Origin of the sequence: Streptomyces tibetensis (assembly GCF_040647715.1) — a bacterium.
Taxonomy (GTDB): Bacteria; Actinomycetota; Actinomycetes; order Streptomycetales; family Streptomycetaceae; genus Streptomyces; species Streptomyces tibetensis_A.
Genome location: NZ_JBEZCR010000006.1, coordinates 423,238 through 449,572 on the forward strand (window position 1 = coordinate 423,238; position 26,335 = coordinate 449,572).

Consider the following 26,335-nt stretch of genomic DNA (forward strand, 5'->3'; position numbering starts at 1 on the left):
GGCGGAAAATGAGAGGCACCCCGGACGGCTCCACGCGTAGCGTGCGCCCTCATGACCGTGATCGTGCGCGACCTGCGTCCCGACGTCCGAGCCGATGCCGAGGGCTTCTCCGACACCCGCCGCCTCGCCCTTCCGTACATGTTGTCCACCCCCGAGTCGGTGGTGCACGCCCTGACGCACGTCCACCCGGACGCCCATTTCGGGCAGCTCATCGCCGAGGAGGACGGCGAGATCATCGGCACCGCCCAGGTCAGCGTCGCCCACGACAGCCCGGAACCCGGCCAGGGGTCGGCCAACATCTACGTACGCCCCGACCGCAGGAACCGCGGCGCCGGTTCGCTCCTGCTGCGGACGGCGGAGGAGCGCCTGAGCCGCCTGGGCGTGACGAAGCTGTTCGCCTGGGTCCTGGACGAGCCGGACAACCGCGCGTTCGCCGAGCGGCACGGCTTCCGGGCCAGCCGCTCCGCCTGGTTCCTGCGCCTGGACCTGGCGGGCGGCACGCTCCCGCCCCGGCAGGAGCCGCCGTCCGGCGTAGAGCTGCGCACGGCCGCCGACTTCGCGGACGACCCGCGCCCCGTGTTCGAACTGGACGCGGCGACGGCGTCGGACGAACCCAGCGACATCGACGTGGAGTTCACGGACTACGAGGCCTGGCTCGAGGAACACTGGAAGCACCCGCTGCTGAACCACGACCTGACCACCGTCGCGCTCGTCGACGGCCGTCCCGCCGCCTTCAGCGTGGCCCACACGGACGGCGACTCCCGCTACGCCACCGCGATGACCGGCACCGCCCGGGAGTTCCGCGGCCGGGGCCTGGCGAAGCTCGCCAAGAACGACTCCTTGCATCGCGCCCGCGAGGCGGGGTGCACGGAGGCGTTCACCGGCAACGACACGGGGAACGAGCCGATGATCGCCATCAACAAGTGGTTCGGCTATGAGATCTGCGCGAAGGAAGTGCGTCATGTCCGCGAACTCGGCTGACCGGGACCCGCAGCCGGCCGACAGGAACCCGCAGCTGTACGTCGTCCTCGTCAAGGCGGGCCGTACGAAGATCCGTTACAGCGGCGAGCTGCTGGCGGACGACGGCACGCGCGTGGCGGTCCGCGCCGCGTGGGCGGGCTCCGGCGTCCGCGACTTCGGGTTCGTCCGCTTCGAGCCCGGCGACGTCTTCACGGAGTACTACTGGCGCGACCGGTGGTACGCGGTGAAGGAGGTCCGCTCCGCCACGGGGGCGCTGAAGGGCTGGTACTGCGACGTCACCCGCCCCGCCCGGCGCTCCGGCCCGGAGCTGGTGGTGGAGGATCTCGACCTCGACCTGTGGCGCTCCGCGGACGGCACGGACGTACGGCGCCTGGACGAGGACGAGTTCGCCGAGAGCGGCCTCGTCGAGTCGGACCCGGAGGCGGCGTCCGCCGCGCTGGCCGCACTCGACGAACTGGAGTCACTGGCCCGCGGCGGCGGCTTCGCGGCCCTCCTGGCCTGAGTCACCGATCTGCGCGACCAGCGCGTACCGCTCGTCCGTCACCGGTCCGCCCCACAGCAGCGGATCGCCCGAGAGCCGCTGCACGCGCACCCGCCCGGCGATCGGGGCGAGCAGGCCGGTGAGCCGCTCGGCGGATATGCCGACCGGTTCGATGCTCCCCCACACGCCCTCGACCAGCACCAGGCGCCCGCCCGGCCGCAGCAGCCCGCGCCAGTGCCCGAGGGCGCGCGCGGGGTCGGGCAGGGCCCACAGGACGTGCCGGACGAGCACGGCGTCGAAGCGCTGCTCCCCGACCGGCGGTGCCGCGGCGTCACCGACGAGGAACACGGCGTCGCGCCCGGCGAGCTTTTCGCGGGCGAGCGTCACCATCGCCGGGGAGAGATCCACACCCGTCACACGGTGCCCCTGTTCGGATGCGAGGAGTGACAGGCTGCCGGTGCCGCAGCCGAGATCGAGTACGTCGCCCGTGCGCCCGGGCAGCCAGTCGCGCAGCCGCCCGGCCCAGGCGCGGCGCACCTCGGGGTCGCGCAGGCCGTGGTCGGGCTCCTCGTCGAAGGAGGCGGCCTCGGCTTCCCAGTCCACGTTCGTCATGGCCCCAGAGTGACACCCGCCACTGACAACCGAATGGTGACTGCCGCCACTGACAGACCAGGAGCGATGAGTCACCCTCCCCCGAAAGGTCTACCTCCGTGAGAACGCGGAACCCGGTAGACCCGAAGGAGGCAGCCATGCGCCGTGTGACCGTGCAGAAGCCGCTGAAGAAGTCGGACGTCCGCCGGGTCCGCGAGGAGGCCGACGAGCGTCCCGCCGGGCGCCCGGAGGTCCGCAAGGACATCGCCCGCACCTGGTGGCCGGACGCCTGAGCAGCTGGTGCCGGTCATGAGACGCACCGCTCAGAGCAGCCGCTTTCGGTAGTGGACGCGGTCGTGGGGCCCGTCCGCGCGGCGCTCCACGAGTTCGTAGCCGTACTTCGGATAGATCCGCTGGTTCTCCCACATCAGCGCGTTCGTGTAGAGCCTGATCTCGGGCAGGCCGAGGTCACGCGTGCGTGCGTCCACGAACCGGAGCAGCCGCCGCCCCACTCCCCTGCCGTGTTCGGTGGGGCGGACGGCGATGGTGTCGAGGAAGAGGTGGTCGTCGAACGCCTCGATCACGACGAGCCCGGTCACCGGATCGCCCGTCACGAACACCTTGCCCGCGGCCACGTTCGCCGCATGGTCCTCCTCCATGGGCTGGGGCACCCGCCCGATGCGCTCGATGTAGGGGCGGAAGGCCGCGGCGATCACCTCCGCGACGACCGGTACGTCGGCGGCGCGGGCCGGTCGGATCTCGTCGTCTGACATGCCGCGACGGTACCTACCTGATGCCCGTCCGAACACTCCCTTAAGCGGGCCATAAGGATCGCCTCCACCCGCCCTCAGCAGGCGATTTCACTGATCTCAGGGGCTAGCTTCGAAGCACCCCACGGGATTCCGGCCCACGTCGGCCCGGACCTGCCCCCTGCACCGTCTCGAGGAGTTCCCGCATGCCCGCACGCCGCAAGGCCGCCTCCGTCGCCGCCCTCGGCGGCCTCCCGCTCGCCCTGACCGCGCTGAGCGCCGCACCGGCCGCCGCGCACGGTGCGATGGGCGACCCGGTCAGCCGGGTCTCGCAGTGCTACGCCGAGGGCCCCGAGAGCCCGAGGTCGGCCGCGTGCAAGGCGGCGGTCGCGGCGGGCGGCACCCAGGCCCTCTACGACTGGAACGGCATCCGCATCGGCGACGCGGGCGGCCGGCACCAGCAGCTCATACCGGACGGCAAGCTGTGCAGTGCGGACAACGCGGAGTTCAAGGGCCTCGACCTGCCCCGCGCCGACTGGCCGGCGACGGCCGTCCGCAGCGGCTCGTACACCTTCAAGTACCGCGTGACGGCCCCGCACAAGGGCACGTTCACGGTGTACCTCACCAAGCCCGGCTACGACCCGGCCAAGCCGCTCGCCTGGAAGGACCTGGATCTCGCGCACCCGGTCGCGACGTCCACCGACCCGGCCGCCACCGGCGGTTTCTACACCTTCTCCGGCAAGCTGCCCCAGCGCTCCGGCAAGCACCTGCTGTACGCGGTCTGGCAGCGGTCGGACAGCCCGGAGGCGTTCTACTCCTGCTCGGACGTCAGCTTCGGCGGCGGTGGCGGCACGGCGGGCGGCGCGGCTCCGGCCCCGTCCGCCTCCGCTCCCAGCGAGAAGCAGATCGAGGACGGCAACGACAAGTCGACCATCGAGCATCACGGGCACGGCGACAACGACCCCCGTACCTCCGCGGCGCCGGCCGCGGCCCCGAAGAAGGAGGCCACCCCGGACCGGCCGAAGGCCGCCGCACCCGCGCCCAACCGGCCGAAGGCGGCCGGTGCCACGGAGAACCTCGCCGAGACCGGCGGTGACGGCACCACCCCGTACGTCGCCATCGGTGGTGCGGCGGCGCTGGCGCTGGGCGCCTCGGCCCTGTTCCTGTCGGCCCGGCGCCGGACGGTGAGCGGCGGCCGGCACGACCGCTGACCCTCACCGCCCCACGATCCGGGGCCTGTCCGGCGGCTCAGGCCGGACAGGCCCCGAAACGTTTCTCTGACACGTGCAACCGCATGACACGTGTGGACCTGCGGCAGGTGTCGACCGATGGCACGTGTCAACGGGTGACACGTGTCATTCGAAGGCGGATGCACAGGTGGTGGGCGTGGCCCGGCCCGGGTCGAGGGCGTTGGCCACCTCGTGGAAGACGACCCGGTCGAGCAGCCCGGCGGCCACGTGCTCGGACAGATCGAGTGGGCACAGGTCCTGGAGCAGGACGTTGTGCACATCCGGTCCGCTCAGGTACTGGCTGCGCCACGGGGTGACCACCTCGTCGTACCGGGTGGCGATGACGGTGTAGCGCACGCCGGGCACGGTGTCGCCGCCCGCGTTGAGCTTGGCGAGGAAGGCGGAGCCGGTGACCTGGTCGGCGAGGGCGGGGGTGTTCTTCGAGAGCAGGTCCGCGGCGCCGGGGAAGTACGGCAGCAGGTGGGTGAAGCCGTTCAGGTCGGTGCCGTGGTTGCTGGGCGCGATGCCGACCAGGGCGTGCACCTCGGCGGCGCCGCCGAGGAACTTGAGGTAGTAGCGGGGCATCATGCCGCCCTGCGAGTGCCCGACGACATCGGTCTCGTCGGCGCCGGTGGCGGCGAGCACCTTGTCCACGAAGTCCTTCAGCTGTCCGGCGGACTTCTCGGCGGGTCCGAGGCCGTGGAAGAAGGGGACTCCGTCCAACTGGCCGTAGTCGAGGGAGAAGACGCAGTAGCCGCGGACCTGCAGATAGGGGGCGAGCCCCAGCCAGTTGTCGACGGAGTTGCCGAGGGTGCCGTGGACGAGGACGACGGGGCGGGGGTGGGATGCGGACGGCTTGCAGGAGTAGTCGTTCCAGCCGGAACTCGGGGCGGCCGAGGCCTGGGCCGTGGTGGCGGGGACGGTGACGGCGGCGGCGGTCAGCAGCAGCGCGGCCAGGGGTCTGAGCGCTCGTTTCCAGGGCAGCATCGGGTGATCTCCTTGCGGCTCAGGGGGAGGTGCGACGGCACGGGGCCCTGTGATCCGGATCACGAGGATGCTGTTCACTCGTCAAGTTACGGGCGAGTAGCCAAACTGGGAAGTTACGCGTCAGTAAAAACTCGCCGCGCAACCGGCGCCGCGGCCTCCGGCCGACCCCCCGTCACCAGGCGGGCCTGATGGGCCCGTGCGGAGCGATGCGCAGCAACTGGTCCCGCAGCGTCCGCACGTCGCGCTCCCCCAGCAGGCCACCCCATTCCCGCACGACTTCCGCGGCCGCCTCCTCGGCCGCCCGCGTGCAGTCCCAGCCCCGCCCGGTCAGCACGACCAGTCGCGCCCGCGCGTCCTCGGGATGCGGCCGCCGCTCGGCGTACCCCTTGCGCACCAGCTCGTCGACGAGCTGACTCGCGGCCTGCTTGGTCACCCCGAGGTGGGCGGCGAGGTCGGTGACCGTGGCCCCGTCGGGAGCGAGCCGGGCGAAGGCGAACCCGTGCGCGGGCCGCACCCCTTCGAAGCCGCGAGCGATCACGCCCTCGTTGATGCGTTGCGTCAGCCCGCCGGCGACGGCGAGCAGGGCGGCGGACAGGGCCATGGCCTCGGAGTTCTGCACGCATGCATTGAAACACCCTTGACCTGACGGTCAAGCAGCTTGACTATATGGTCAAGCTGCTTGACCACTTGGAGGCCTCATGCCCGTCGTCCGATCGTCCGAAGCCGTCACCCATGAGATCCACGGCGCCCGTTTCGTCTCGTACGCCACCCCGGGCAGCGGCAGCAAGGAACTCTGCGCCTGGCGCGGTGAGATTCCGGCCGGTCTCAAGGCACCCGCGCACACGGTCAGCCGGGAGGAGATCTTCCATCTGCTCGACGGTGAGCTGCTGATCACCCTCGACGGCCGCACCGAGCGCATCGTCGCGGGTGACACGGTGATCATCAGTCCTGGCGCCACCCTGACCGTCGAGAACCCGACCGACCGGACCGCGTACTCCTGGGTCACCACCTCGATCGGCCTGGAGGCACGGCTGGCCGACGGCACCCGCATCGTGCCGCCGTGGGCCAACTGACGTCCCACGGCCGACGCCATACGGGGTCTACGTCGTACAGGGCCGACGTCACGCGGAAGGGTCTACGCCGCCCGCCCTCCACGGCGGGCTCCCCCTAGTCCCCCGGGCATCACCGCCCGCGGCCCGAACTTCGCCCGCGCCCGGTCCGCGACCTCCTCGATACGGCGGACCTTCTCGTCCACCGGGTCGAAGGTCAGCTGGTGGGAGGCCTGGTCGGCCGGGTCGAGCCCCTCGGCGCGCAGGGCGATCGCCCGCACCCGCGCCCGCTGCAGCCCGAGCGCCTCGTACATCCCGTAGGCGGCCCTGGTCAGCGCCGGGGAGTGCGCGGTCGGTTCGCCCAGGGTGCGGCTGCGCGTGGTGGCGGACCGGTCGGCGTAGCGCACGGTGAGGGTGAGCGTGCGGCAGACCTTCTCCAGGGCGCGCAGCCGGGCACCGATCTCCTCGGCGGCCGACAGCAGCGCCCTGCGGTGCCGGTCCGGGTCCAGTTCGTCGCGCCCGAAGGGGCGTTCCGCCGCCAGGGACCGGGAGACGGCGTTCGGCACGACCCGGCCGCGGTCGATGCCGTTCGCCTTCTCGCGCAGCTCGCGGCCGGCCTTCGCACCGATCAGCCGCTGCAGTGTGGACAGCGGTGCGGCGGCGACCCGGCCGAGGGTGTCGAGCCCGTAGTCGCCCAGGGTGCGGGCGGTCGCGGCACCCACACCGGGCAGCGCGGCGACGGGCTTGTCCGCGAGGAACTGCGCGACGGCGTCCGGCTCGTCGGGCACCGCGCACGTCACCCCGGGCACGGCCTCGCCCAGTGCCATCCGGGCCAGCATCGGCCCGGGACCGGCTCCGATCACGCAGTCGACGCCGTGGAGTGCGAGCGACCGCACCCGGATCACCGAGGCCAGTTCGACGGCGTCCCGCCCGAAGTACCGCTCGGCACCGCGCAGGTCGGCCAGCGCCCCGTCCGGCGGCAGGGCCTGGACGACGGGGGTGAACTCCTCGAGCATCCCGAGCAGACGGGGCAGGTCCGCCTCGCTCGTCGCAGGCAGCTGGAAACGTACGCAGAGGATGGTCATCCCGCACTCCCCGGACTCTGGTGCCACAACTTCCTTGTGTTCGCGGGCTCTTCGCCCGCGGGACGCAGATCGGCCCAGGGGTGCATCTCGTACCCCGTGGACATGCGGATCTTCCGCTGCTCCATCGGATCCTTGGCCGCGGAACCCGTCGGCGCGGGCGCACCGTCCGACCCGGCGAGCCGCCGCCGCACGGCTCCCTCGCGGTCGTCACCGGAACCGCCGTCACCGGAACCCTCCTCGCCGGAATCACGGGGGTCGGGGCCGGGTCCGGCCAGTCGGGCCGCGACCCCCTCCAGCCCCTCCTCCCGGCGCACTTCCAGCAGGTCCGCGAGGTTCCAGGCGGCGGCTCCCACCACGCTGAGGCTGCGCGGGCCGCGACGCTGCACCACCCCGCGCACCAGCAGCAGCCAGGAGTGGAAGACGGTGTGGGCGCAGGCGTCGTGGGAGTCGTCGAAGAAGGCGAGGTCGACCAGGCCCGTGCCGTCGTCCAGGGTGGAGAAGATGACGCGCCTGCCGGACCTGATCGGCGGCGTCTGGGTGGCCGCCTTGGTGCCCGCGACCAGCACCGTCTCCCCGTGCCTCGCCTCCCGCAGCCGCCGCGCCGACACCACGCCCAGCTCGTCGAGGAACTGCCGGTGATCGTCCATCAGATTGCGGGAGGCGTCCATGGACAGCACGCCCAGCTCGGCGCTGAGCCGTTCCGAGGAGGTGAGGTCGGGCAGCCCGGCCGGCGCCGTCTTCCGCCCCCCGGCCAACGGCAACTGACCACCGCCCCCGCCCCGGGCGCCCCGGTGCAGTTCGGTCAGATGCAGTTGCAGATCACGGCGGTTGGCGCCGAACGCGTCCAGCGCTCCCACCTGCGCGAGCCGCTGGGCCACCGGACGGCTGGGCCTGCCCCGCTCCCAGAAGTCGACCAGCGAGGCGTACGGCTGGCCCTCGGCGATCCGCGCCGCCTCGGCCTCGCTGATGCCGTGCACATCGGAGAGGGCCAGCCGCAACCCCCATTTACCGGACACCAGTTCGATACGGTGTGCGACCCCCGACGCGTTCACGTCCAAGGGCAGCACGGGCACTCCACGGCGCCGCGCGTCCGCCAGCAGCAGCCGCTTGGGATACATCCCGGGATCGTGCGTGAGCAGCCCGGCGTAGAAGGCGGCCGGATGATGCGTTTTCAGCCACGCCGACTGATAGGTCGGCACGGCGAAGGCGACCGCGTGCGCCTTGCAGAAGCCGTAGGACCCGAATGCCTCGACGATCTCCCAGGTCCGCTGAACCGTTTCCGCGTCATACCCCCGGGCCGCCGCGTGCTGCGCGAACCACACCTTGATCCGTGCCTGCGACTCCATGTCCGACAGCCCGCGCCGCACCCGGTCGGCCTCACCGCGCCCGCAACCGGTCATGATGGCGACGATGTCGATGATCTGCTCGTGGAAGACGACCACCCCGTACGTGTCCCGCAGCGGTTCCTCCAGATCCGGGTGCGGATACCGGATCGGCGCCCGCCCGTGCCGCGCCTCGATGAACGGCCGCACCATGTCGGCGGCGACCGGCCCGGGCCGGAACAGCGAGATGTCGACGACGAGGTCGTGGAACGTGGCGGGCTGGAGCCGCCCGACCAGGTCCCGCTGCCCGGGCGACTCGATCTGGAAGCATCCGAGCGTCTCGGTGGACTGAATCAGCCGGTACGTCTCCGGATCCCCCGGCGCCAGGGCGTCCAGGTCCACCCGGACGCCCGACACCCGCCGCACTTCCTCCACCGCGTGCGCCATGGCCGACTGCATCCGCACGCCCAGCACATCGAGCTTCAGCAGCCCGAGGTCCTCGACGTCGTCCTTGTCGAACTGCGACATCGGGAAGCCCTCGCCACTGGTCGGCATGACCGGCGTACGCGCGAGCAGCGAGGCGTCCGACAGCAACACCCCGCACGGGTGCATCGCCACGCCGCGCGGCAGGCCGTCCAGCGCCTCGACCAGCTCCCACAGCCTCCCGTACTTCTCCTTCTCCCCGGCCAGCGCGCGCAGCTCGGGCAACTCCTCCAGTGCCGCTCGGGCATCCCGCGCCCGGATATGGGGAAAGGACTTGGCGACCCGGTCGATCTCGGCCGGGTCCATGGACAGGGCGGCCCCCACGTCACGGATGGCGTGCCGTACGCGATACGTCTCCGGCATCGCCACCGTCGCGACCCGCTCGCTGCCGAACCGGTCGATGATCGCGCGGTAGACCTCCAGCCGGCGCGCGGACTCCACGTCGATGTCGATGTCGGGCAGCACGACCCGCTCCTTCGACAGGAACCGCTCCACCAGCAGCCGGTGCTCGATGGGATCGGCGTGCGCGATACCGAGCAGGTGATTGACGAGCGACCCGGCCCCGGACCCCCGGGCGGTGACCCGGACGCCCATCTTCCGGACGTCGTCCACGACCTGGGCGACGGTCAGGAAGTAGGAGGCGAACCCGTGGTGGGCGATGATGTCCAGCTCGTGGTGCATCCGCTCCCAGTACTCCCGCCGCCGGTCGTACCCGCGCAGCACCATGCCGGCCGCCGCCCGCGAGGCCAGCGTCCGCTGGGCGGTGCGGTGCCCGGCGCCGGCCAGGTGCGGCTCGGGGAAGTGGACGGTACCGATGCCGAGATCGCCCTCGGGGTCGACCAGGCATTCGGCGGCCGTGGCCTGCGTCTGCTCCACCAGCCGGTGAGCGGTCTCCCGCCGGAATCCCGCGGCCTCCACGATCCGCTCCGCCACCCGGGCCATGTCCCCGGCGCCCTTGAGCCAGGCCTCGCCGGAGTCCAGCCCCTGGGCCGGGTCGATGGGCACCAGCCGCCGGGCGGCGTCCAGCACGTCGGCGACCGGCCCGAGACCCGGGTCGGCGTACCGCACGGCGTTGGTGAGCACGGGCCGGATGCGCTGCTCGGCGGCGAACCCGACGGTACGGGCGGCCAGCCGCAGCGAGCCCGGCCCCGTCCCCTCCCGGCCGTGCCAGACGGCCTCCAGCCGCAGGTCGTCGCCGTAGGCGTCCCGCCAGGGTGCGAGCAGCCGCGCCGCCCGGTCGGGCCGCCCCGCGGCCAGGGCACGCCCGACGTCCGACGCGGGCCCGAGCAGCACGGTCACCCCCTGGGCATGATTGCGCTCCCAGGGCAGCAGGGGCGTCCCCTCCTCTTCATGGGCGGCCGAGACGAGCCGGCACAGCTCCCCCCACCCCCGGGCACCGTCCCTGGCGAGAAAGGTCACGCGGGGAGCCGACTCGTCGACAAAGGCACCACCCCGCACCGGGGTCCGCCGCCGCCGCTCGACCCTGGGCTCCGTACCCGCCACCGCCAGATCGACCCCGAACAGCGGCCGGACCCCCGCCTTCCCGCAGGCCTTCGAGAACCGGACCGCGCCGGCGAGCGTGTCGCGATCGGTCAGCGCCAGGGCGTCCATCCCCCGCTCGGAGGCACGCTCGGCCAGCCGCTCCGGGTGCGAGGCTCCATGACGCAACGAGAATCCGGAGACGGTGTGCAGATGCGTGAACCCCGGCACACGCACCTCCCGCACTCGTGAGCCACACCAGCTCTCGAACATCTGTTCCCAGCTACCTCACCCCCACCATACCCCCATCCTCGAATGTATGTGCGACATCCGTTCGGCCCCGCCCCACCTGCGGAAACACCACGAACCCCCCGACCTTTGAGGCATGCCGCACAGCTCGTTCCTCGCCGAGGTGAGAGACGCCGTCACGCCGCGGGCCACCCTGCTCGTCGTCGGCGTGATCGCACTCCAGCTGCTGTTCATCGCTTCGTACGTGGGAGCACTGCACGACCCGAAACCCAAGGACGTGCCCTTCGGTCTCGTCGCCCCACAGGCCGCGGCCGCACAGGCGATCACCCGCCTCGAACGCCTCCCCGGCTCCCCGCTGGACCCCCGCGCACTGCCGAACGCGGCAGCGGCCCGCACCCAGCTCGCCCACCGCGACATCGACGCGGCCCTGATCATCGACCCCAGAGGCAGCACCGACACCCTCCTGGTCGCCTCGGCCGGCGGCAGGATCCTCTCCACCACACTGGCGGCCCTCGTCACCACCCTGGAGAAGTCCGAGCGGCGCACCGTCCGGACGATCGACGTGATCCCGTCCGCACCCCACGACCCCAACGGACTCTCGTCCTTCTATCTGGTGATCGGCTGGTGCGTCGGCGGCTACCTGGGCGCCGCGGCCCTCGCCCTCAGCGCCGGGGCGAAACCCTCCAACCCCACCCGCGCCGCGATCCGCCTCGCGGTCATGGCGCTGGTCGCGATCATCGGCGGTCTCGGCGGAGCCCTCATCACCGGCCCGATCCTGGACGCCCTGCCGGGCGGCACCGCGGCCCTCTGGGGCCTGGGCGCCCTGATCATCTTCGCCGTGGGCGCGGCCACCCTCGCCCTCCAGGGCGTCTTCGGCACGATCGGCATCGGCCTGGTCATCCTGCTGGTGGTCGTCCTCGGCAACCCCAGCGCGGGCGGCGCCCTGCCCCCACCCCTCCTCCCGCCCTTCTGGAAGGCGATCGGCCCGGCCCTGCCCCCCGGCGCCGGCACCTGGTCGACCCGCTCCATCGCCTACTTCGACAACAACGCGATGACCGGCCCCCTCCTCGTACTGGCGGCATGGGCCGTAGCAGGAGCCGCGATCACCATGGCGGCGGCGACCGTACGTAAGCGCGCAAAGGCGACTGCACCGTAACCACACCCCCGCCCGCACCCGCGTACGGCGAGAAGGCGACGCGGCCCCGACCCCCACCCGACGTCACGCGAAAACGCGCACCCACCCGGCGAGAGGGCACGCAAAAGTCCCGCCCCTCGCACAAGGGGCGGGACTTCACACACTCACATGTCAGCCGATCTGCGTCCCGGTGGCCGACAGCGCCTCGGTCACCGGCTGGAAGAACGTCTCCCCGCCCGAGGTGCAGTCACCACTGCCGCCGGACGTGAGCCCGACCGCCTTGTCCCCGGAGAACAGCGACCCACCACTGTCACCCGGCTCCGCGCACACGTCGGTCTGGATCAGCCCGTTCACGATGTCGCCGTTGCCGTAGTTCACGGTGGCGTCCAGCCCGGTGACCTTGCCGTCGTGCACCTTCGTGGTCGACCCGCTCCGGGTGACCGCCATGCCGACGGTCGCGTCCACGGCGCCCGAGATCTTCTGGGCGGACCCGTTGTACAGGTTCACCTCACTCGGGTGGTCGACCTCCGCGGTGTACTTGACCAGCCCGTAGTCGTTGCCAGGGAACTGGGAGTCCGCGTTGGTGCCGATCTCCTTGCCGCTGGAGTCCGACCACGTGGAGATGCCCTCGGTGCAGTGACCCGCCGTCAGGAAGAACGGCTCACCGCCCTTGACCACGTTGAAGCCCAGCGAGCAGCGCCCGCTGCCGCCGGTGATCGCGTCGCCACCGGCGACGAAGGGCTTGTACTCCCCCTTGGACCGCTTGAGTTCGGCCTTCGCCCCGAGCCCGTCCACGACCTTCGTCAGCGTCGCCCACTCGGCCTTGGAGACCGTACGGTCGGCGGTCACGACGACCTTGTTCGTCGTCGGGTCGGTCACCCACGCGGTACCGGGGATCGTCGCGTCCTTCTTCAGCGTGCCGCGGGCGCTCTTGAGTTCGGCGAGGGAGTTCGCCACGACTCTCGCCTTCGCGCCGGCCTTCTCCACGGCCTGCGCGGCGCTCTCGTCGAGCACGTTCACCACGAGGCTCTTGCTCTTGGTGTCGTAGTACGTCCCGGCCGCGTCGCCGCCCAGGTCCTCGGCCAGCGACGAGGCGAGCTTTCCGGCCGCGGTGACCGACAGGGCCCGGGGCGCGGACGCCTCAGGGGTTTCACTGGCGTTCGCGGTCTGGAACGTCACTCCCGCGGCGACCAGCGCGGCGATGCCCGCACCTGCCACGGCTGCACGCCGCTTGGGTATGCGTCGGTGCTTCAACTTTCGTCCTCCTGTGGGGGGTCGGCACGAGAGGTTGTGGGGACCTCACGAGCCGGAAGGCTTCGTTGACGAGCGCCCACTATTCCGAGGACGACGGGGAGCACACAAGGGTGACTTCGAGACGCGCGTAGACAGCGCTTCGCACGCCCCCTTATTTTGACCGTCCACGATCAAATCGGACCAACTCCCGCGCGTTCACAGTGCAAACATTACGCGTGAGTAATGTGTGCCCACTCTGTGACGTCGCCACCTGGCCGAATTCCGCCCCTCCCAAGGCCGGTTCGGAGAAGGTCGAGGGGGCCCGTAGGGCGACCCGAAGGGTCCGCACACACCCCGCACGCAACACGAAGCCCCCGCACGCGATGCGCGCGGGGGCCACGTGAACCACGGCCGAGAGAAATGCCGCGAACTGCCGCGAACTGCCGCCGGTGCCTAGTAGACGCTGACGCCGTAGGCGCTCAGGGCCTCCGTGACGGGCTGGAAGAACGTCGTACCACCGGAGGAGCAGTTGCCGCTGCCGCCCGAGGTGAGACCGTACGCCGTGCCGTTGCTGCCGTAGAGCGAACCGCCGGAGTCACCGGGCTCGGCGCAGACGGTGGTCTGGATCAGGCCGGAGACGATGTCCCCGCCGCCGTAGTTGACGGTGGCGTTGAGGGCGGTGACACGGCCGCTGTGCGTGCCGGTCGTGGAACCGTCGCGGATGACGGTGGTGCCCACGCTCGGGGTGGCCGCACGCGTGATGTCCACGCCGTTCGCGGTGCCGGGGCGGCTGACGGACCCGCTGTAGCGCACCAGGCCGTAGTCGTTGCCCGGGAAGCTGGAGCCGGCGGTCGAGCCGATGACCGTGGTGCGGCCGGAGTTGGAGTACCAGGTGCCCGCGCCGTCGGTGCAGTGACCGGCGGTCAGGAAGAACTGCTGGCCGCTGCTGTTCTGGACGTTGAAGCCGAGGGAGCAGCGCCAGCTACTCGCATAGATGGCGTCGCCACCCTGGATGAGCTTGCTGAACTTGCCCGGGGTGCGCTTGATCGTGAGCGCGTCGGCGTTGCCGCCGGCCTGCTGCTTGATCTTCGCTATCTCCGCCTGCGTGACCGTGCTGTCCACGGTCAGGAGCACGCGGTTGGTCTTGCTGTCGACGGCCCAGGCGGTGCCCGGGATGTCGGCCTTCAGCAGCGAGCCGCTGGCGCTCTTGAGCTCCGCGGCGCTGAAGGTGGTGGGGGCGTCGGAGGCGTTCGCGCTGGGGATCGCGATCGCTGCGGCGGCAACGAGGCCGGTGGAAACGGCGATCAGCCGGGTCCGTCTCGAAATGCCACTGCGGGGGGTGGTGCGCCTGATCCTCACTTTTCGTTCCTCCACAAAGGAAGTCGGGGGCCCTCGTGGGGTTTCGGGCCCGTGAGGCGCAGCCTGGGACCGGCCGTCCGGATTCCGAACACGCCGTGCCCCTGACAAGCGCTGAGGGGGAGTATTCGGCCGAACGGCCGGTCGGCGCAAGAGTGCCTTTCGGACTCCCGCCTTTGATGGATCTTTACGAAGTGCCGCAGCGGCCGCCTTTCACCCCCGCCGCACGTTCACCCCCGGCGCACCCCACGCCAGCATGCGCTCCCCCGCCGCGACCTCGATGAGCGTGTTCCCCGGCGGCGGGAAGGGGCAGACGAGATGGTCGGCGAAGGCGCACGGCGGCAGCAGCGCCCGGTTGAAGTCGACCGTGGTGAGCCCCTCGGCGTCCGGCGCGGCCGGATACGGGAACCGGTAGCGGTAACTGCCGTTCCCGCTGGCGGCGTAGGCGAACACGGCCCACAGCGAGCCGTCGTCCCGGAGCGACGCAGACCGCCGAACGCCCGGCGCGCGGAGGATTTCCGGGTCGAAGTCCCGCACGCCCCACGCCCCCTCGCGCACCAGCACGACCTGGCGCCGCTCGCCGTACGCCACCCTGGCCGCGCTCGCGGGGCCGGGGTCGGGTGCGAGCCGCACCTCGCCACCGAAGGGCCGCCCGTCCACGGTGAGACCGTCCGACTCGGCGGCGGTCAGCACGACCGCCTCGCCGTCGGCCCGCCGGGAGCCGGGCGGGCCGCCGCGCCGGGGGCAGGTCAGCCGTCGCAGGGGCAACAGCAGTCGCACCCGTCGCAGCCGTCGCAGTCCCGGCAGACGCCCTCGCGCTTCTTGCGGGACCACGGCCCCTCGTACTCCTTGGCGCAGCACAGCTTGCAGGTGCAGCACAGCAGCCAGAACATCCCGCAGCCGGCCCAGAACCCACGCCGGCGGGGCGGCTGCGGCACCGGAGCGCCCCCACCGAAACCGCCTCCGCCGAAACCTCCGCCGAATCCGTCCCCGCCACCGTACGCCCCGCCACCACCGGCGTACGGGTTCCCGCCACCGCCCGCGTACGGGTGCTGCGGAGAGCCGTAGGGCCCCGGCGGCTGCTGCGGGGAGCCGTAGGGCCCCGGCGGCTGCTGTCCGTGGGGTCCCTGCGGTCCGTAGGGACCGCCGCCCTGGTGGGAGGCGCACACCGGCACCGTGCCGAACGCCCGGTCCACCGAGCGCTGCAGCTCGTGCACCAGCAGCAGATGGACGAGCTGCCCGTCGGTGAACGCGGCGTCGCGCAGCGCGAGCCGCACCCCGTGCACCGCGTCGTCGGCGAGCCGCCTGGCCTCCGCCAGGGAGGTGCCGGTCGCGGTGATCGGGTTCCAGGCGTCTGACGCGGCGTCAGCGTGCAGGTCCTCCACGGCGTCCAGCAGGTGAGCGAGGCGTCCGAAGAGCCGCCCGGCCTCGGAGAGCGGTCCGGCGTTGCCCGGCCGGCCGGCGAGGACCGCCGTGTGCGCGAAGGCGGCGGCGGTGGCGGTCTCGGTCGGCTCGGTGACCGTCAGGATCGGCGTCCCGGGTCCGGCCAACAGCTCGATCCCGACCTGCCGGTCCACCGCGTCGACCAGGAGCGAGGTGTCGAATCCCACAGCGGTGCCGCTGCGGGCACCGGCCGAGTCCCAGCTCGCGGCGACCCGTCGCGCGGCGCGCGCCACCGGCCTGCGGCCCAACAGCCCGTCACCGTCGGTGACGTGATCGCGTACCTTCGCCGAGGCCAGCACCAGGGAGACGGCCGCCGCGAGCCGGGCTCCCTCGCCGTCCGCGACGGAGGCGGTGCGCATGCCGCGCAACGGGCACGGTCCGGCCGTACGCCGGCCCGCCCCGGCCCCGCTCTCCGCCTGAGCCTCCGTCAGAACCGAGAGAAGCAGCCCGTCATAATTCGTGACTATCCGGGCGAACTGCCCGTGGTCACCGCGCAGAGCGAGGCAAAGCCCGCACAAATGCGCCATCCACTGGTCGGCGAGCCTGTCTCCGAGCCGGTGTCTGCAAGGCCTGACGATTCCGAACACAAGGCTCCCCCGAACTTCGTGACAACGCTGAGCTGCGGCATCGTATCGGCCCCGGCATTCACCCGTACGCCCCGGCCATCACCCGTACGCCGGGAAGAATCATATTTCACTCACAGTCAGCAGCCGTTTGGGAAACGGCCCTTGGGACACACGGACTCTCGACGGAATCGCTGTGCACCAGTACCGTCACAAACCCCCCGTGCGGCGTCTATCCACTTGGCGCGCCATCCGCATCATGGACGACCATAGGGATGCGGAATGCAGAAAGACCGCTGTGAGAGGAGGCGTCCATGGGATCGGTACGCAAGGCAAGTGCCTGGCTTGGCCTCGTCGACGACAACGAAGACGAGCGTTACTACGACGACGACGACTACTCCGACGGGAACGAGCCCGGGGAAGCCTGGGTCACCGATCCGCGTGTCAAGGTGGCCTCGGACGTCGCCGAGGAGAAGGGCCGCCGCATCGGCACGGTGACCCCGGACAGCTTCCGGGACGCACGCGCCATCGGTGAGCTGTTCCGCGAGGGCGTGCCGGTCATCATGAACCTCACGGCCATGGAGGCCTCCGACGCCAAGCGCGTGGTCGATTTCGCGGCCGGCCTGATCTTCGGCCTGCGCGGTTCGATCGAGAGAGTCTCGACCCGTGTGTTCCTGCTGACCCCGGCCCACACGGAGATCGTCAACGGCGATCCGGCCGGACACCGCACGGACGGCTTCTTCAACCAGAGCTGAGGCAGGGCCGCTCACCGGCCCTGCCCCCGCGCAGGGTTACCGGACCGGCCTACCGGAAGGCATCGAGTCCGGTGAGCGCCTTGCCCAGCACGAGCTGGTGCATCTCGACGGTGCCCTCATAGGTGAGCACCGACTCGAGGTTGGTCGCGTGCCGCATCACGGGATATTCGAGGGAGATCCCGTTGGCTCCGAGAATCGTCCGGGCCGTGCGGCAGATCTCGATCGCCTCCCGGACGTTGTTGAGCTTGCCGAAGCTGACCTGCTCGGGACGCAGGCGGCCGGCATCCATACGCCGCCCCAGATGGTGGGCGAGCAGAATCCCCTTGTGCAGTTCGACCGCCATGTCGGCGAGTTTGGCCTGGGTGAGCTGGAAGCCGCCGATGGGCCGCCCGAACTGCTCCCGCGACTTCGCGTAGTCGACCGCTGCCTCGAAACTGGCACGGGCCGCGCCCATGGCGCCCCAGACGATTCCGTACCGGGCGTGCGACAGACAGCTGAGGGGCCCGCGCAGGCCGGTGACCTCCGGAAGGACGGCGTCGGCGGGCAGCCGCACGTCGTCGAGCACGAGCTCGCTGGTGACGGAGGCCCTGAGGGACCACTTGTGCTTGATCTCGGGAGCGGAGAACCCACCGCTGTCGGTGGGCACCGCGAACCCGCGGATCCCCTCCTCGGTCTGCGCCCACACGACGGCGACACCGGCGACCGACCCGTTGGTGATCCACATCTTGCGGCCGTTGAGGATCCAGTCGGAGCCGTCGCGCTTGGCGTACGTCCGCATGGCGGCGGGGTCGGAGCCGTGGTCGGGCTCGGTGAGACCGAAGCAGCCGATGACCTCACCGGCGGCCATACGCGGCAGCCACTGCTGCTTCTGCTCCTCGCTGCCGAAGCGGTGGATCGCGTACATGGCGAGGGAGCCCTGCACGGAGACGAGGGAACGGATGCCGGAGTCGGCGGCCTCCAGCTCCAGGCAGGCGAGCCCGTACTGCACGGCGGACGCGCCGGCACACCCGTACCCCTCCAGGGACATCCCGAGGGCTCCGATGCCTCCGAGTTCCCTGGCCAGCTCCCGGATCCCCGGCAGCTCCCCCTTCTCGTACCACTCGGCGACATACGGCAGGACCCGGTCCGCGGCCCAGGCCCGCACGGTGTCCCTGATCCCGAGGTCCTCGGGCTCCAGCAGATCGTCCAGGCCGAGGGGATCGCCGGGATCGAATGGAGGCAGCTTGGACGAACCGGACATGATCGACACCCTCCGAAGCTCTTTAACTAGCACTGCTAACCAGACGCTACGACGCCGGCCCACACATACACCACCCACAGCTGCCAACTGAGAGAGGAACCTCGCCGACGCCCACCACGCCGCGGACGTCCGAGCCGTAAGCCCTGAGCCGTGGGCCGTGAGCCCTGAGCCGTGAGCCCTGAGCACCGCAAGCCGCCCACGGCGCGGTCCACCCACGGGCGACCTCGGCTTCTCGGCCGACAGTCACGGGCGGCGCCTGGGTGGGCGAAGGGGGATCACACCGAGACGCGTGACTCCGCCGCGTCCCTGGGGGCAGGAATCTCCACCGGCCCCGGCTCACACTGCATCACCCGCGGCAGCCGCAGCGCCATCGCCGCCCCGAGCAGCAACAACCCCGCGCTCACCAGCAACGTCACATGCAGGCCGTGCACGAACGCGTCACGGGCGGCTTGCCGCAGCGCCGCTCCGGCGGCTCCGCCCAGCTGCGCGGCAACCTCGTACGCCTCCCCCAGCGAATGCCCCGCCGACGCGGAGGCCGACGCCGGCACCCCGGGCACACCCGACAGCCCGGGCGCGTACGCCGCGTTCATCACCGTGCCGAGCAGCGCGATGCCGATCCCCGCCCCGAGCTGGTACGACGTCTCCCCGATCGCCGCCGCCCCGCCGGCCTGCTCCTGCGGCGCCTCGCTCAGCATCGACTCGTACGCCCCGAACAGAGTCGTCTCCAGCCCGAAGCCGAGCAGCACGAAACCGCTCAGCATCAGCGCACAGTCGTCCGTCCGCCCCAGCGCGGTCAGCAGCACCACGGCGAACGCCGTGAGGCAGAACCCTGCACACACCATCCGGCGCGGCCCGAACCGCCGCAGCATCCGCGCCCCGGCCAGCCCGGCCGCCATCGCCGCGAGCGTCAGCGGCAGCAACCGCAGCCCGGTCTCCAGCGGCGACAGCCCGAGCACCAACTGCAGATACTGCGCCGCGATCAGTTCCAGACCCACCAGCGCGAGCATCGCCAGCACGATGCACCCCACGGACGTGCTGAACGCCGGCCGCGCGAACATCCTGAGGTCCACCAGCGGATACGTCCGCCGCCGCTGCCGCCGTACGAAGCCGACCAGCAGCGCGGCGCCGAGCACGAGCGGCAGCACGGTGAGCAGGCTGCCCAGCGATCCCCCGCTGCCGAGCCGCTTCACGCCCAGCACGACACCGAACAGTCCGGCCGCCGCCATCAGCGCGCCCACCACGTCCCAGGGACCCTTGCCGTCGCCCTTCGACTCGGGCAGCAGCAGCCGGCCCACCGGGAGGCTGACCAGCATCAGCGGGATGTTGACGAGGAACACCGAGCCCCACCAGAAGTGCTCCAGCAGGAAGCCGCCGAGCAGCGGGCCGACCGCCGCGCCCACCGCGGCCACGGCACTCCATATGCCGATCGCGAGCGCCCGCTCGCGCCGGTCGGGGAAGACCTGGCGCAGGATCGACAGCGTCGCGGGCATGATCATCGCGCCGCCCACGCCGAGCAGCGCCCGCGCCACGATCAGCACCTGAGCGCTGTCGGCCAGGGCCGCCAGGCCGGAGGCGACGCCGAACAGCGCGTAGCCGAGGAGCAGGATTCTCCGGCGGCCGACGCGGTCGCCCAGCGTGCCGAACAGGATCAGCAGCGAGGCGCAGACCAGCGGGTAGACGTCGACGATCCAGAGCAGTTCCATCCCGCCGGGCTTGAGGTCCTCGGTGACGGCGGGAACCGCCACGTGCAGCACGGTGGCGTCGACGGCGACCAGCAGCAGGCTGACGCAGAGGACGACGAGGACCACCCAGCGGTTGGCACCGGCCCCGGCCGTCCGACGGCGCAGCGCAGCGGCGGCCGTGGTCGTCCCGGACATGTACGTACCTCCCAGATGTTCCCTCGCGATCGGCGGGCTCGCGGGGTGGGGGACGCCCCCGCGACTGGGCCGGAGAGGAGCGGCGGTCTCCGGCCGGCGCAAACGAAAAGCGAGTGACACGTCAGCGTACGCGAGTCCCCGGCGCAGGCCAGTGGCGGACCTCTCACACCTCCGGCGGACAGATGTGGCGTACGCCACTTCCCCCCGTGTCGTCGACGCGTCGGCCGACCGGGTGGTTCCGCCCCGGGTCGATAATCGGGCGGGTGACCGATCTCGAGACGCGTGCGGCCCCGTCCCGCGCCGGGGCGCTGCGCCGGGCGGCCCCGGCGCTCGCCGGGTACGCGGCCGTCCGCGCCCTGGGCCTGCTCGCCCTGTTCCTGTGGAGCGAGGCGCGGGACAAGAGCGCGTACACGCTGCTGACCGCCCGCTGGGACGCGCTCTGGTACGTCAGGGTCGCCGAACTCGGTTACGGCTACGAGGTACGGCTGCCGAACGGGGACGTGCACTCGAACCTGGCGTTCTTCCCGCTGCTGCCCTGGCTGGAGCGGCTGGTGGCGGCGGTCTCGCCGCTGTCGTACGCGGACGGGGGGTTCCTCGTCAGCCTGCTCGCCTCGCTCGCCGCGGCCTGGGGGATCTTCGCGGTGGTGGACCACGTGTACGGCCGCCGGGCGGGCGTGTGCACGGTGCTGCTGTGGGCCGTCCTGCCGGTCGGGATCGTGCAGTCGATGGCATACAGCGAGTCCCTGTTCACGGCGCTCGCGGCCTGGTCGCTGTACGCGGTGCTGACCGGCCGCTGGGTGACGGCGGGCACGCTGGCCCTGCTCACGGGACTGACCCGCCCGGTGGGTCTGGCCGTGGTGGCGGCGGTGTGGGTGTCGGCGGCGGCCGCCTTCGCGCGAGAGGGACGCGCGGCCGGTCCGGACGTCACGGACATGCCGGCCGACGGCACGACCCGGACCCGGCGCGTCCTCGCCATGCTCCTGGCCCCCCTGGGCACCGCCGGCTACGTCCTCTGGGTCGGGCACCGCACGGGCAGGGGGCCACTCGGGTACCTGGATGTCCAGGCCGGATGGCGCAACGGCTTCGACGGCGGGTACGCCTTCGCCCGTTTCGTCGCGGAGAAGTTCACGTCGTTCCCGGCGGCCCTGGCGGGTGTGGGGCTGATCCTCGGGGTCGCGTCAGTCGTCTGGCTGTATGTGACCGGAGTACGTCAGCGCCAGCCGCTGCCGCTGCTCGTCTACACCGGGGTCGTGACCGCGCTCGCCCTGTGCGCGTCGAGCTACTTCGGCTCGAAACCGCGGTTGCTGCTGCCCGCCTTCCCCCTGCTGCTGCCCCTCGCCGTGGCCTTGGCAAGGACGCGTACCCGCAGGTCAGTGGCGGTGCTGGTGTGCATGGCGGTGGTCTCCGCGGGGTACGGGGCGTTCTGGCTGAACGGTTCCGGCCCGCCCTGACCCGCTGTGAGCGCCGGGGGAATTCGGGGCCATGCCTGGGTGAACGAATTCAAAAGCGCAATAAAACCCCCATCCGAAATGATCAAAGGAATTGAAGGTCACAGCGCCTGCCGATTGCGGATTCGCTGGAATTAAACCTCCGCCTGAGAGGAATCCCACATCACGTCGTCATCACAAAGCCGTTGATTCGCCCGGGATCTCAGCTCACTCGCTGTAACGTCGATTGGGTGCGTACCGAACCGAAGCTCACCCGTCTGGACCGGGTCTTCGCCCGGCTGGACCGTGAGCCGGAACGACCCGCCCACATCGATGTGCCGAAGATGAGCAGGCACCGCATCGTGCTCTTCGCGGCGACCCTGGCCTTCTACGGCGCGATCGTGTGGGCCGTGGTGATCACGTCCTGGCTGGTCCGGCTCGACTGGCAGGTCATGTTCTTCCGCCCCTACCAGCAGTGGTCGGAGATCCACTGGTTCGTCGACTACTACGTGGTCCTCGGACAGCGCGGCCCGACCGCCGTGATGGTCGCGGCCTGGCTGGGCTGGCGCTCCTGGCGGCAGCACACCCTGCGGCCCCTGCTCGCGCTCGGCGTCTCGCTGCTGCTGCTGAACATCACGGTCGGCGCCGCCAAGTACGGCATGGGCCGCCTGGGACCGCACTACGCGACCATCATCGGCTCGAACGAGATGTGGCTCGGCGGCGATATATTTCCGAGCGGTCACACCGCCAATGCCGTGGTGACCTGGGGAATCCTGGCCTACCTGGCCTCCAGCGCCAGAGCGCAGCGCTGGCTGTCCGCCGTGTCCGCGGTGACCTCGCTCGGCGTCGGGATGGCCACCGTCTACCTCGGCACGCACTGGCTGAGCGATGTGCTCCTCGGCTGGACCGCGGGTCTGCTGATCCTGCTCGGCCTGCCGTGGTTCGAGCCGCTGATCGCCCGCGCCGAGGACGCGATCTTCGACCTGCGCGACCGTCTGCGGGCCCGCAGGCGCGGCACCTCGGCGGTGCCGGTCGGCGCGCCTCCCGTCGTGGTCACGCCCCTGCCCGACCGTGACGACGTCGCGGCCCGCTCGTCCCGGCCCCCGGTTCATCTGGCGCCGGGCCCGCACACGGTCCGCTCGGAGCGTTCGCCGGTCACCCCGGCCGGCAGCCGCCGGCCACCGCACGCCGAGCGCCACCCGCGCGGATCTGCCTCGTCGGCCCGGCCCGTGACGGGCGGCTGACCACCGGCCGGTACGCAACCACGCCGGGCACGGTGAGGGCCCCGGTTCCGGAGCGGATCCGGGGCCCTCACCGGATGTCAGCCCTTCCAGGCCCGCGCCACCCGGCCGCCCTTGACCTCGAAGTTCAGCCGGCCCACGCGGTACTCCATCGTGATGATCGCCCCCGGCGGCAGCGCACGCACCGCCGGCCAGCCGCGCTCACGCGCGAGGCGTTCGGCCCGGTCGGCCTCCAGGCCGACATAGGTGTCCGGGCTGTCGTCGGGTTCGGCGGAGGGTGTCGGAGTCGGTGCCATGCCGCCACGCTATGTCCTGCCCGGCGACCGCGGAAGCCCGGGCGGCGAAGCGCGGGCCCGGGCCGCAGCCGGTCACTGTCCGCCTCCCGTCACGCTTCTGTCACAAGATCACGACAGGCGTTTCGGGAGCCGCCCGTCACCCGGACGAGCGGTTCCGTACGCCTTCCGCAGGCATTCGACCGTAATTCCCGCGTGTCCCGTGAGCTCATGGAAAAGCCCGGCGGAAAGTTCCGGGAGAAGTGCCTTCCGAGCTGCGTTCCTTTCCGCCGCCGGACCGGCCCGGTGAAGTCGGCGTGATACAGGAAATGCATGGCTCCGGCACAGAGAGGCCGGTACGCCCCCTGTCGGAGCACGCGGTGGCGCGAGCATCATGGCGTGAGCTCGCGGGTACGTGAGGCGCGGGCTACGGCGGCCCGGTACGCGATGAGCGAAGGGGCGAGCGAGCGATGGGGACGCAGACCGTACAGGCGGTGACGCCGCCCGAGCCGCGCACCCGGCACGGGCGGGTGGTGGTCGACTGGCTGACGACGACGGACCACAAGAAGATCGGCCATCTCTACCTGGTCACGTCGTTCGTGTTCTTCCTGATCGCCGGGGTGATGGCGCTGCTGATGCGCGCCGAGCTCGCCCGGCCGGGCCTGCAGATCATCGACAACGAACAGTTCAACCAGGCGTTCACGATGCACGGCACGATCATGCTGCTGCTGTTCGCGACGCCGAGCTTCGCGGGCTTCGCGAACGAGCTGATGCCGCTGCAGATCGGGGCGCCCGACGTCGCCTTCCCGCGGCTGAACATGTTCTCGTACTGGCTGTTCCTGTTCGGCGGGCTGATCGTGCTCGGTTCGCTGCTGGTGCCCTCCGGGCCCGCCGACTTCGGCTGGTTCGCCTACGCCCCGCTCAACAGCGCGGAGCGCTCGCCGGGTCTCGGACCCGACCTGTGGATCATGGGGCTGGCCCTGTCCGGCTTCGGCACGATCCTCGGCGCGGTCAACTTCATCACCACGATCATCGGGATGCGCGCCCCGGGCATGACGATGTTCCGGATGCCGATCTTCGTGTGGAACACCCTCTTCACGTCGATCCTGATCCTCATGGCGTTCCCGGTGCTGGCGGCGGCGCTGCTGGTGCTGGAGGCGGACCGGCGGTTCGGCGCGCAGGTCTTCGACGCGGCCAACGGCGGCGCGATCCTGTGGCAGCACCTGTTCTGGTTCTTCGGCCATCCCGAGGTGTACATCATCGCGCTGCCGTTCTTCGGGATCATCACGGAGATCATTCCGGTCTTCAGCCGCAAGCCGCTGTTCGGCTATCTGACGCTGGTCGGCGCGACGATGGCGATCACCGGCCTGTCGATGATCGTGTGGGCGCACCACATGTTCGCCACGGGCGCGGTGCTGCTGCCGTTCTTCTCCTTCATGAGCTTCCTGATCGCGGTGCCGACGGGGGTGAAGTTCTTCAACTGGGCCGGCACCATGCTGCAGGGATCGCTCTCGTTCGAGACCCCGATGCTGTGGGCGACGGGCTTCCTCGTGACGTTCCTGTTCGGCGGGCTGACCGGGGTGATCCTCGCGTCACCGCCGATGGACTTCCACGTGACGGACTCGTACTTCGTGGTCGCGCACTTCCACTACGTCGTCTTCGGCACGGTCGTCTTCGCGATCTTCGCCGGCTTCTACTTCTGGTGGCCCAAGTTCACCGGGAAGATGCTCGACGAACGACTGGGCAAGATCCAGTTCTGGACGTTGTTCGTCGGCTTCCACACCACGTTCCTGGTGCAGCACTGGCTGGGCGCCGAGGGCATGCCCCGCCGGTACGCGGACTACCTCGCGGCGGACGGCTTCACGGCGCTCAACACGGTGTCGACGGTCGGCGCGTTCCTGCTCGGCATGTCGACCCTGCCGTTCCTCTACAACGTGTGGAAGACCGCCAAGTACGGCGAGAAGGTCGAGGCCGACGACCCCTGGGGCTACGGCCGCTCCCTGGAGTGGGCGACCTCGTGTCCGCCACCGCGGCACAACTTCATGACGCTGCCCCGGATCCGTTCCGAGTCCCCGGCGTTCGACCTGCACCATCCCGAGTACGCGGCGGTGACGTCGCAGCCCGAGCCAGAGCGCCATCAAGCCGGTCCCGGCCCTTCCTGATCGCCTCGATCAGCTCGACCGGCTCCAGCACCTCGAACTCGAAGCCCAGCATCATCACGTGGATGACCATCACGTCGAGGCTGCCGGCGCCGCAGCGCAGCAGGCAGCTGTCCGGGCCCTCGGCCTCCAGCACCCCGGCCGAGGGCGAGATGTGCTCGGCGGCCTCCTCCAGGGGCACCAGGAGCCGCACGACGGCGTGGGTGGCGTACACGCGCGTGGAGACGCCCTGGGAGACGTAGGCGGCGAGGTCCTCCGCGGGCGGCCGGCGCGGAGTGAAGCGCGGGCCGTGCGGCGGCCTGGGAGTGACGCGGTCCACGCGGAAGGTGCGCCAGTCGTCCCGGTCGAGGTCCCAGGCGACCAGGTACCAGCGGCGTTCGGTGCACACCAGCCGGTGCGGTTCGACGGTGCGGCGGGAGGGGGTGCCGTCGTGGCCGCGGTACTCGAAGCGCAGCCGCTCGGCGTCCCGGCACAGATGGGCGAGTTCGGTGAGGACGGCCGGGTCGACCGAGGAGGGCAGCGTGCTGCGCAGCATCGGCACGGTGAAGGCGTTCAGGGCTCCCACGCGGCGGCGCAGCCGGTTCGGCAGCACCTGTTCCAGCTTGGCGAGGGCCCGGACCGAGGTCTCCCCGATGCCGTCGATGCCCTGCCCGGCGGCCGTGCGTAGTCCTACCGCCACGGCGACCGCCTCGTCGTCGTCCAGGAGCAGGGGCGGCAGTTCGGCGCCGGCGCCCAGCTGGTAGCCGCCGCCGGTGCCGGGGCTGGCGTTGACCGGGTAGCCGAGTTCGCGCAGCCGGTCGACGTCCCGGCGCAGGGTGCGGGCGCTGACGCCGAGCCGGCCGGCCAGGTCGGCGCCGGACCACTCGCGGTGGGCCTGGAGGAGGGACAGCAGACGCAGCAGACGGGCCGAGGTCTCCAACATGGGGCGAGTCTGCCAGGCCTTGCGGAC

The 26,335-nt window shown here is 71.3% G+C and carries 23 protein-coding genes and 1 pseudogene; 10 read left to right on the forward strand and 14 right to left on the reverse strand.

The genetic code is table 11. The features are described from left to right. Positions 1-51 precede the first annotated feature (51 nt). Together AB0B29_RS19065 and AB0B29_RS19070 are read left to right on the forward strand one after the other, a co-directional pair. Positions 52-981 carry a GNAT family N-acetyltransferase gene (locus AB0B29_RS19065; RefSeq protein WP_362240861.1) on the forward strand — a complete coding sequence of 310 codons (930 nt, stop codon included), beginning with the start codon at positions 52-54 and terminating at the stop codon, positions 979-981. Continuing rightward, entirely contained in the window at positions 962-1,483 is a 522-nt protein-coding gene (locus tag AB0B29_RS19070) for a DUF402 domain-containing protein (RefSeq protein WP_362240864.1), read from the forward strand. The genes AB0B29_RS19065 and AB0B29_RS19070 overlap by 20 nt, the downstream gene beginning before the upstream one ends. Here the strand turns inward: AB0B29_RS19070 and AB0B29_RS19075 are convergent. Then, complete coding sequence (locus AB0B29_RS19075; RefSeq protein WP_362240867.1) at positions 1,442-2,074, reverse strand: class I SAM-dependent methyltransferase; 633 nt, start codon at positions 2,072-2,074, stop codon at positions 1,442-1,444. The two genes, AB0B29_RS19070 and AB0B29_RS19075, sit on opposite strands and share 42 nt — an antisense overlap. Positions 2,075-2,211: 137 nt before the next feature. Between AB0B29_RS19075 and AB0B29_RS19080 the strand changes: the two genes are divergently transcribed. Continuing rightward, entirely contained in the window at positions 2,212-2,346 is a 135-nt protein-coding gene (locus AB0B29_RS19080; protein ID WP_104778565.1) for a hypothetical protein, read from the forward strand. A gap of 30 nt (positions 2,347-2,376) precedes the next feature. On the opposite strand, the gene AB0B29_RS19085 is transcribed toward AB0B29_RS19080, so the two are convergent. Further along, a complete protein-coding gene (locus AB0B29_RS19085) occupies positions 2,377-2,826 on the reverse strand; it encodes a GNAT family N-acetyltransferase (RefSeq protein ID WP_362240870.1) in 450 nt (149 codons plus the stop codon). A 182-nt stretch (positions 2,827-3,008) separates the two neighbouring features. On the opposite strand from AB0B29_RS19085, the gene AB0B29_RS19090 reads away from it, so the two are divergent. Beyond that, a complete protein-coding gene (locus AB0B29_RS19090; RefSeq protein WP_362240872.1) occupies positions 3,009-4,013 on the forward strand; it encodes a lytic polysaccharide monooxygenase auxiliary activity family 9 protein in 1,005 nt (334 codons plus the stop codon). A gap of 144 nt (positions 4,014-4,157) precedes the next feature. Here AB0B29_RS19090 and AB0B29_RS19095 read toward each other — a convergent pair whose 3' ends face one another. Next, positions 4,158-5,018: an esterase/lipase family protein gene (locus AB0B29_RS19095; RefSeq protein ID WP_362240874.1), complete on the reverse strand. Its 861-nt coding sequence runs from the start codon at positions 5,016-5,018 to the stop codon at positions 4,158-4,160. Positions 5,019-5,190: 172 nt separating this feature from the next. After that, positions 5,191-5,637: a MarR family winged helix-turn-helix transcriptional regulator gene (locus tag AB0B29_RS19100; protein WP_362240876.1), complete on the reverse strand. Its 447-nt coding sequence runs from the start codon at positions 5,635-5,637 to the stop codon at positions 5,191-5,193. A gap of 79 nt (positions 5,638-5,716) precedes the next feature. Here AB0B29_RS19100 and AB0B29_RS19105 point away from each other — a divergent pair, with 79 nt between their 5' ends. After that, the gene (locus tag AB0B29_RS19105) at positions 5,717-6,091 is read left to right on the forward strand and encodes a cupin domain-containing protein (protein WP_362240879.1); all 375 of its coding nucleotides are present in this window, start codon (positions 5,717-5,719) and stop codon (positions 6,089-6,091) included. Between the two features lie 62 nt (positions 6,092-6,153). Here the strand turns inward: AB0B29_RS19105 and AB0B29_RS19110 are convergent, their stop codons facing one another. Both AB0B29_RS19110 and AB0B29_RS19115 read right to left on the reverse strand, forming a co-directional pair. Further along, a complete protein-coding gene (locus tag AB0B29_RS19110) occupies positions 6,154-7,152 on the reverse strand; it encodes a DNA polymerase Y family protein (RefSeq protein WP_362240881.1) in 999 nt (332 codons plus the stop codon). Next, a complete protein-coding gene (locus AB0B29_RS19115; protein WP_362240883.1) occupies positions 7,149-10,667 on the reverse strand; it encodes a DNA polymerase III subunit alpha in 3,519 nt (1,172 codons plus the stop codon). The genes AB0B29_RS19110 and AB0B29_RS19115 overlap by 4 nt, the downstream gene beginning before the upstream one ends. A gap of 154 nt (positions 10,668-10,821) precedes the next feature. Here AB0B29_RS19115 and AB0B29_RS19120 point away from each other — a divergent pair, with 154 nt between their 5' ends. Next, a complete protein-coding gene (locus tag AB0B29_RS19120; protein WP_362240886.1) occupies positions 10,822-11,841 on the forward strand; it encodes a DUF3533 domain-containing protein in 1,020 nt (339 codons plus the stop codon). Between the two features lie 150 nt (positions 11,842-11,991). Here AB0B29_RS19120 and AB0B29_RS19125 read toward each other — a convergent pair whose 3' ends face one another. The 4 genes from AB0B29_RS19125 to AB0B29_RS19140 all read right to left on the reverse strand — a co-directional run bounded on the left by AB0B29_RS19125 (position 11,992) and on the right by AB0B29_RS19140 (position 16,439). Then, on the reverse strand, positions 11,992-13,074 hold the full coding sequence (locus AB0B29_RS19125) for a S1 family peptidase (protein WP_362240889.1): 1,083 nt from the start codon (positions 13,072-13,074) through the stop codon (positions 11,992-11,994). Between the two features lie 432 nt (positions 13,075-13,506). Beyond that, positions 13,507-14,412 (reverse strand): S1 family peptidase, encoded by a 906-nt coding sequence (locus AB0B29_RS19130; RefSeq protein ID WP_362240892.1) that lies wholly within the window; start codon positions 14,410-14,412, stop codon positions 13,507-13,509. Positions 14,413-14,622: 210 nt separating this feature from the next. Then, the gene (locus AB0B29_RS19135) at positions 14,623-15,189 is read right to left on the reverse strand and encodes a DUF1684 domain-containing protein (RefSeq protein ID WP_436845860.1); all 567 of its coding nucleotides are present in this window, start codon (positions 15,187-15,189) and stop codon (positions 14,623-14,625) included. Next, positions 15,159-16,439, reverse strand: coding sequence for a DUF5685 family protein (locus tag AB0B29_RS19140; RefSeq protein WP_362240894.1), 1,281 nt, complete (start codon positions 16,437-16,439; stop codon positions 15,159-15,161). Before AB0B29_RS19140 ends, AB0B29_RS19135 begins: the two co-directional genes overlap by 31 nt. Positions 16,440-16,729: 290 nt before the next feature. Between AB0B29_RS19140 and AB0B29_RS19145 the strand changes: the two genes are divergently transcribed. After that, on the forward strand, positions 16,730-17,170 hold the full coding sequence (locus AB0B29_RS19145; RefSeq protein ID WP_053672325.1) for a cell division protein SepF: 441 nt from the start codon (positions 16,730-16,732) through the stop codon (positions 17,168-17,170). A gap of 49 nt (positions 17,171-17,219) precedes the next feature. Here the strand turns inward: AB0B29_RS19145 and AB0B29_RS19150 are convergent, their stop codons facing one another. Both AB0B29_RS19150 and AB0B29_RS19155 read right to left on the reverse strand, forming a co-directional pair. Further along, positions 17,220-18,410 carry an acyl-CoA dehydrogenase family protein gene (locus tag AB0B29_RS19150; RefSeq protein WP_362240896.1) on the reverse strand — a complete coding sequence of 397 codons (1,191 nt, stop codon included), beginning with the start codon at positions 18,408-18,410 and terminating at the stop codon, positions 17,220-17,222. Positions 18,411-18,685: 275 nt separating this feature from the next. Beyond that, on the reverse strand, positions 18,686-20,287 hold the full coding sequence (locus AB0B29_RS19155; protein ID WP_362240899.1) for an MFS transporter: 1,602 nt from the start codon (positions 20,285-20,287) through the stop codon (positions 18,686-18,688). 263 nt (positions 20,288-20,550) lie between these two features. On the opposite strand from AB0B29_RS19155, the gene AB0B29_RS19160 reads away from it, so the two are divergent. Continuing rightward, complete coding sequence (locus AB0B29_RS19160) at positions 20,551-21,738, forward strand: hypothetical protein (RefSeq protein WP_362240902.1); 1,188 nt, start codon at positions 20,551-20,553, stop codon at positions 21,736-21,738. A 227-nt stretch (positions 21,739-21,965) separates the two neighbouring features. Next, the gene (locus AB0B29_RS19165; RefSeq protein WP_362240905.1) at positions 21,966-22,958 is read left to right on the forward strand and encodes a phosphatase PAP2 family protein; all 993 of its coding nucleotides are present in this window, start codon (positions 21,966-21,968) and stop codon (positions 22,956-22,958) included. Positions 22,959-23,035: 77 nt separating this feature from the next. On the opposite strand, the gene AB0B29_RS19170 is transcribed toward AB0B29_RS19165, so the two are convergent. After that, on the reverse strand, positions 23,036-23,251 hold the full coding sequence (locus AB0B29_RS19170; RefSeq protein WP_362240908.1) for an I78 family peptidase inhibitor: 216 nt from the start codon (positions 23,249-23,251) through the stop codon (positions 23,036-23,038). A gap of 446 nt (positions 23,252-23,697) precedes the next feature. On the opposite strand from AB0B29_RS19170, the pseudogene ctaD reads away from it, so the two are divergent. Continuing rightward, positions 23,698-25,269: pseudogene (gene ctaD, locus AB0B29_RS19175) on the forward strand (aa3-type cytochrome oxidase subunit I); the annotation flags it as partial. Here ctaD and AB0B29_RS19180 read toward each other — a convergent pair. After that, a complete protein-coding gene (locus AB0B29_RS19180; protein ID WP_362240910.1) occupies positions 25,268-26,308 on the reverse strand; it encodes a helix-turn-helix transcriptional regulator in 1,041 nt (346 codons plus the stop codon). The pseudogene ctaD and the gene AB0B29_RS19180 overlap by 2 nt on opposite strands. Between the last annotated feature and the right edge of the window lie 27 nt (positions 26,309-26,335).

Bases quoted from the DNA above. Each gene is read 5' to 3' on its own strand.
- AB0B29_RS19065 (WP_362240861.1), top strand. From the start codon at position 52: ATGACCGTGATCGTGCGCGACCTGCGTCCCGACGTCCGAGCCGATGCC.
- AB0B29_RS19070 (WP_362240864.1), top strand. From the start codon at position 962: ATGTCCGCGAACTCGGCTGACCGGGACCCGCAGCCGGCCGACAGGAAC.
- AB0B29_RS19075 (WP_362240867.1), bottom strand. From the start codon at position 2,074: ATGACGAACGTGGACTGGGAAGCCGAGGCCGCCTCCTTCGACGAGGAG.
- AB0B29_RS19080 (WP_104778565.1), top strand. From the start codon at position 2,212: ATGCGCCGTGTGACCGTGCAGAAGCCGCTGAAGAAGTCGGACGTCCGC.
- AB0B29_RS19085 (WP_362240870.1), bottom strand. From the start codon at position 2,826: ATGTCAGACGACGAGATCCGACCGGCCCGCGCCGCCGACGTACCGGTC.
- AB0B29_RS19090 (WP_362240872.1), top strand. From the start codon at position 3,009: ATGCCCGCACGCCGCAAGGCCGCCTCCGTCGCCGCCCTCGGCGGCCTC.
- AB0B29_RS19095 (WP_362240874.1), bottom strand. From the start codon at position 5,018: ATGCTGCCCTGGAAACGAGCGCTCAGACCCCTGGCCGCGCTGCTGCTG.
- AB0B29_RS19105 (WP_362240879.1), top strand. From the start codon at position 5,717: ATGCCCGTCGTCCGATCGTCCGAAGCCGTCACCCATGAGATCCACGGC.
- AB0B29_RS19110 (WP_362240881.1), bottom strand. From the start codon at position 7,152: ATGACCATCCTCTGCGTACGTTTCCAGCTGCCTGCGACGAGCGAGGCG.
- AB0B29_RS19120 (WP_362240886.1), top strand. From the start codon at position 10,822: ATGCCGCACAGCTCGTTCCTCGCCGAGGTGAGAGACGCCGTCACGCCG.
- AB0B29_RS19145 (WP_053672325.1), top strand. From the start codon at position 16,730: ATGGGATCGGTACGCAAGGCAAGTGCCTGGCTTGGCCTCGTCGACGAC.
- AB0B29_RS19150 (WP_362240896.1), bottom strand. From the start codon at position 18,410: ATGTCCGGTTCGTCCAAGCTGCCTCCATTCGATCCCGGCGATCCCCTC.
- AB0B29_RS19155 (WP_362240899.1), bottom strand. From the start codon at position 20,287: ATGTCCGGGACGACCACGGCCGCCGCTGCGCTGCGCCGTCGGACGGCC.
- AB0B29_RS19170 (WP_362240908.1), bottom strand. From the start codon at position 23,251: ATGGCACCGACTCCGACACCCTCCGCCGAACCCGACGACAGCCCGGAC.
- AB0B29_RS19180 (WP_362240910.1), bottom strand. From the start codon at position 26,308: ATGTTGGAGACCTCGGCCCGTCTGCTGCGTCTGCTGTCCCTCCTCCAG.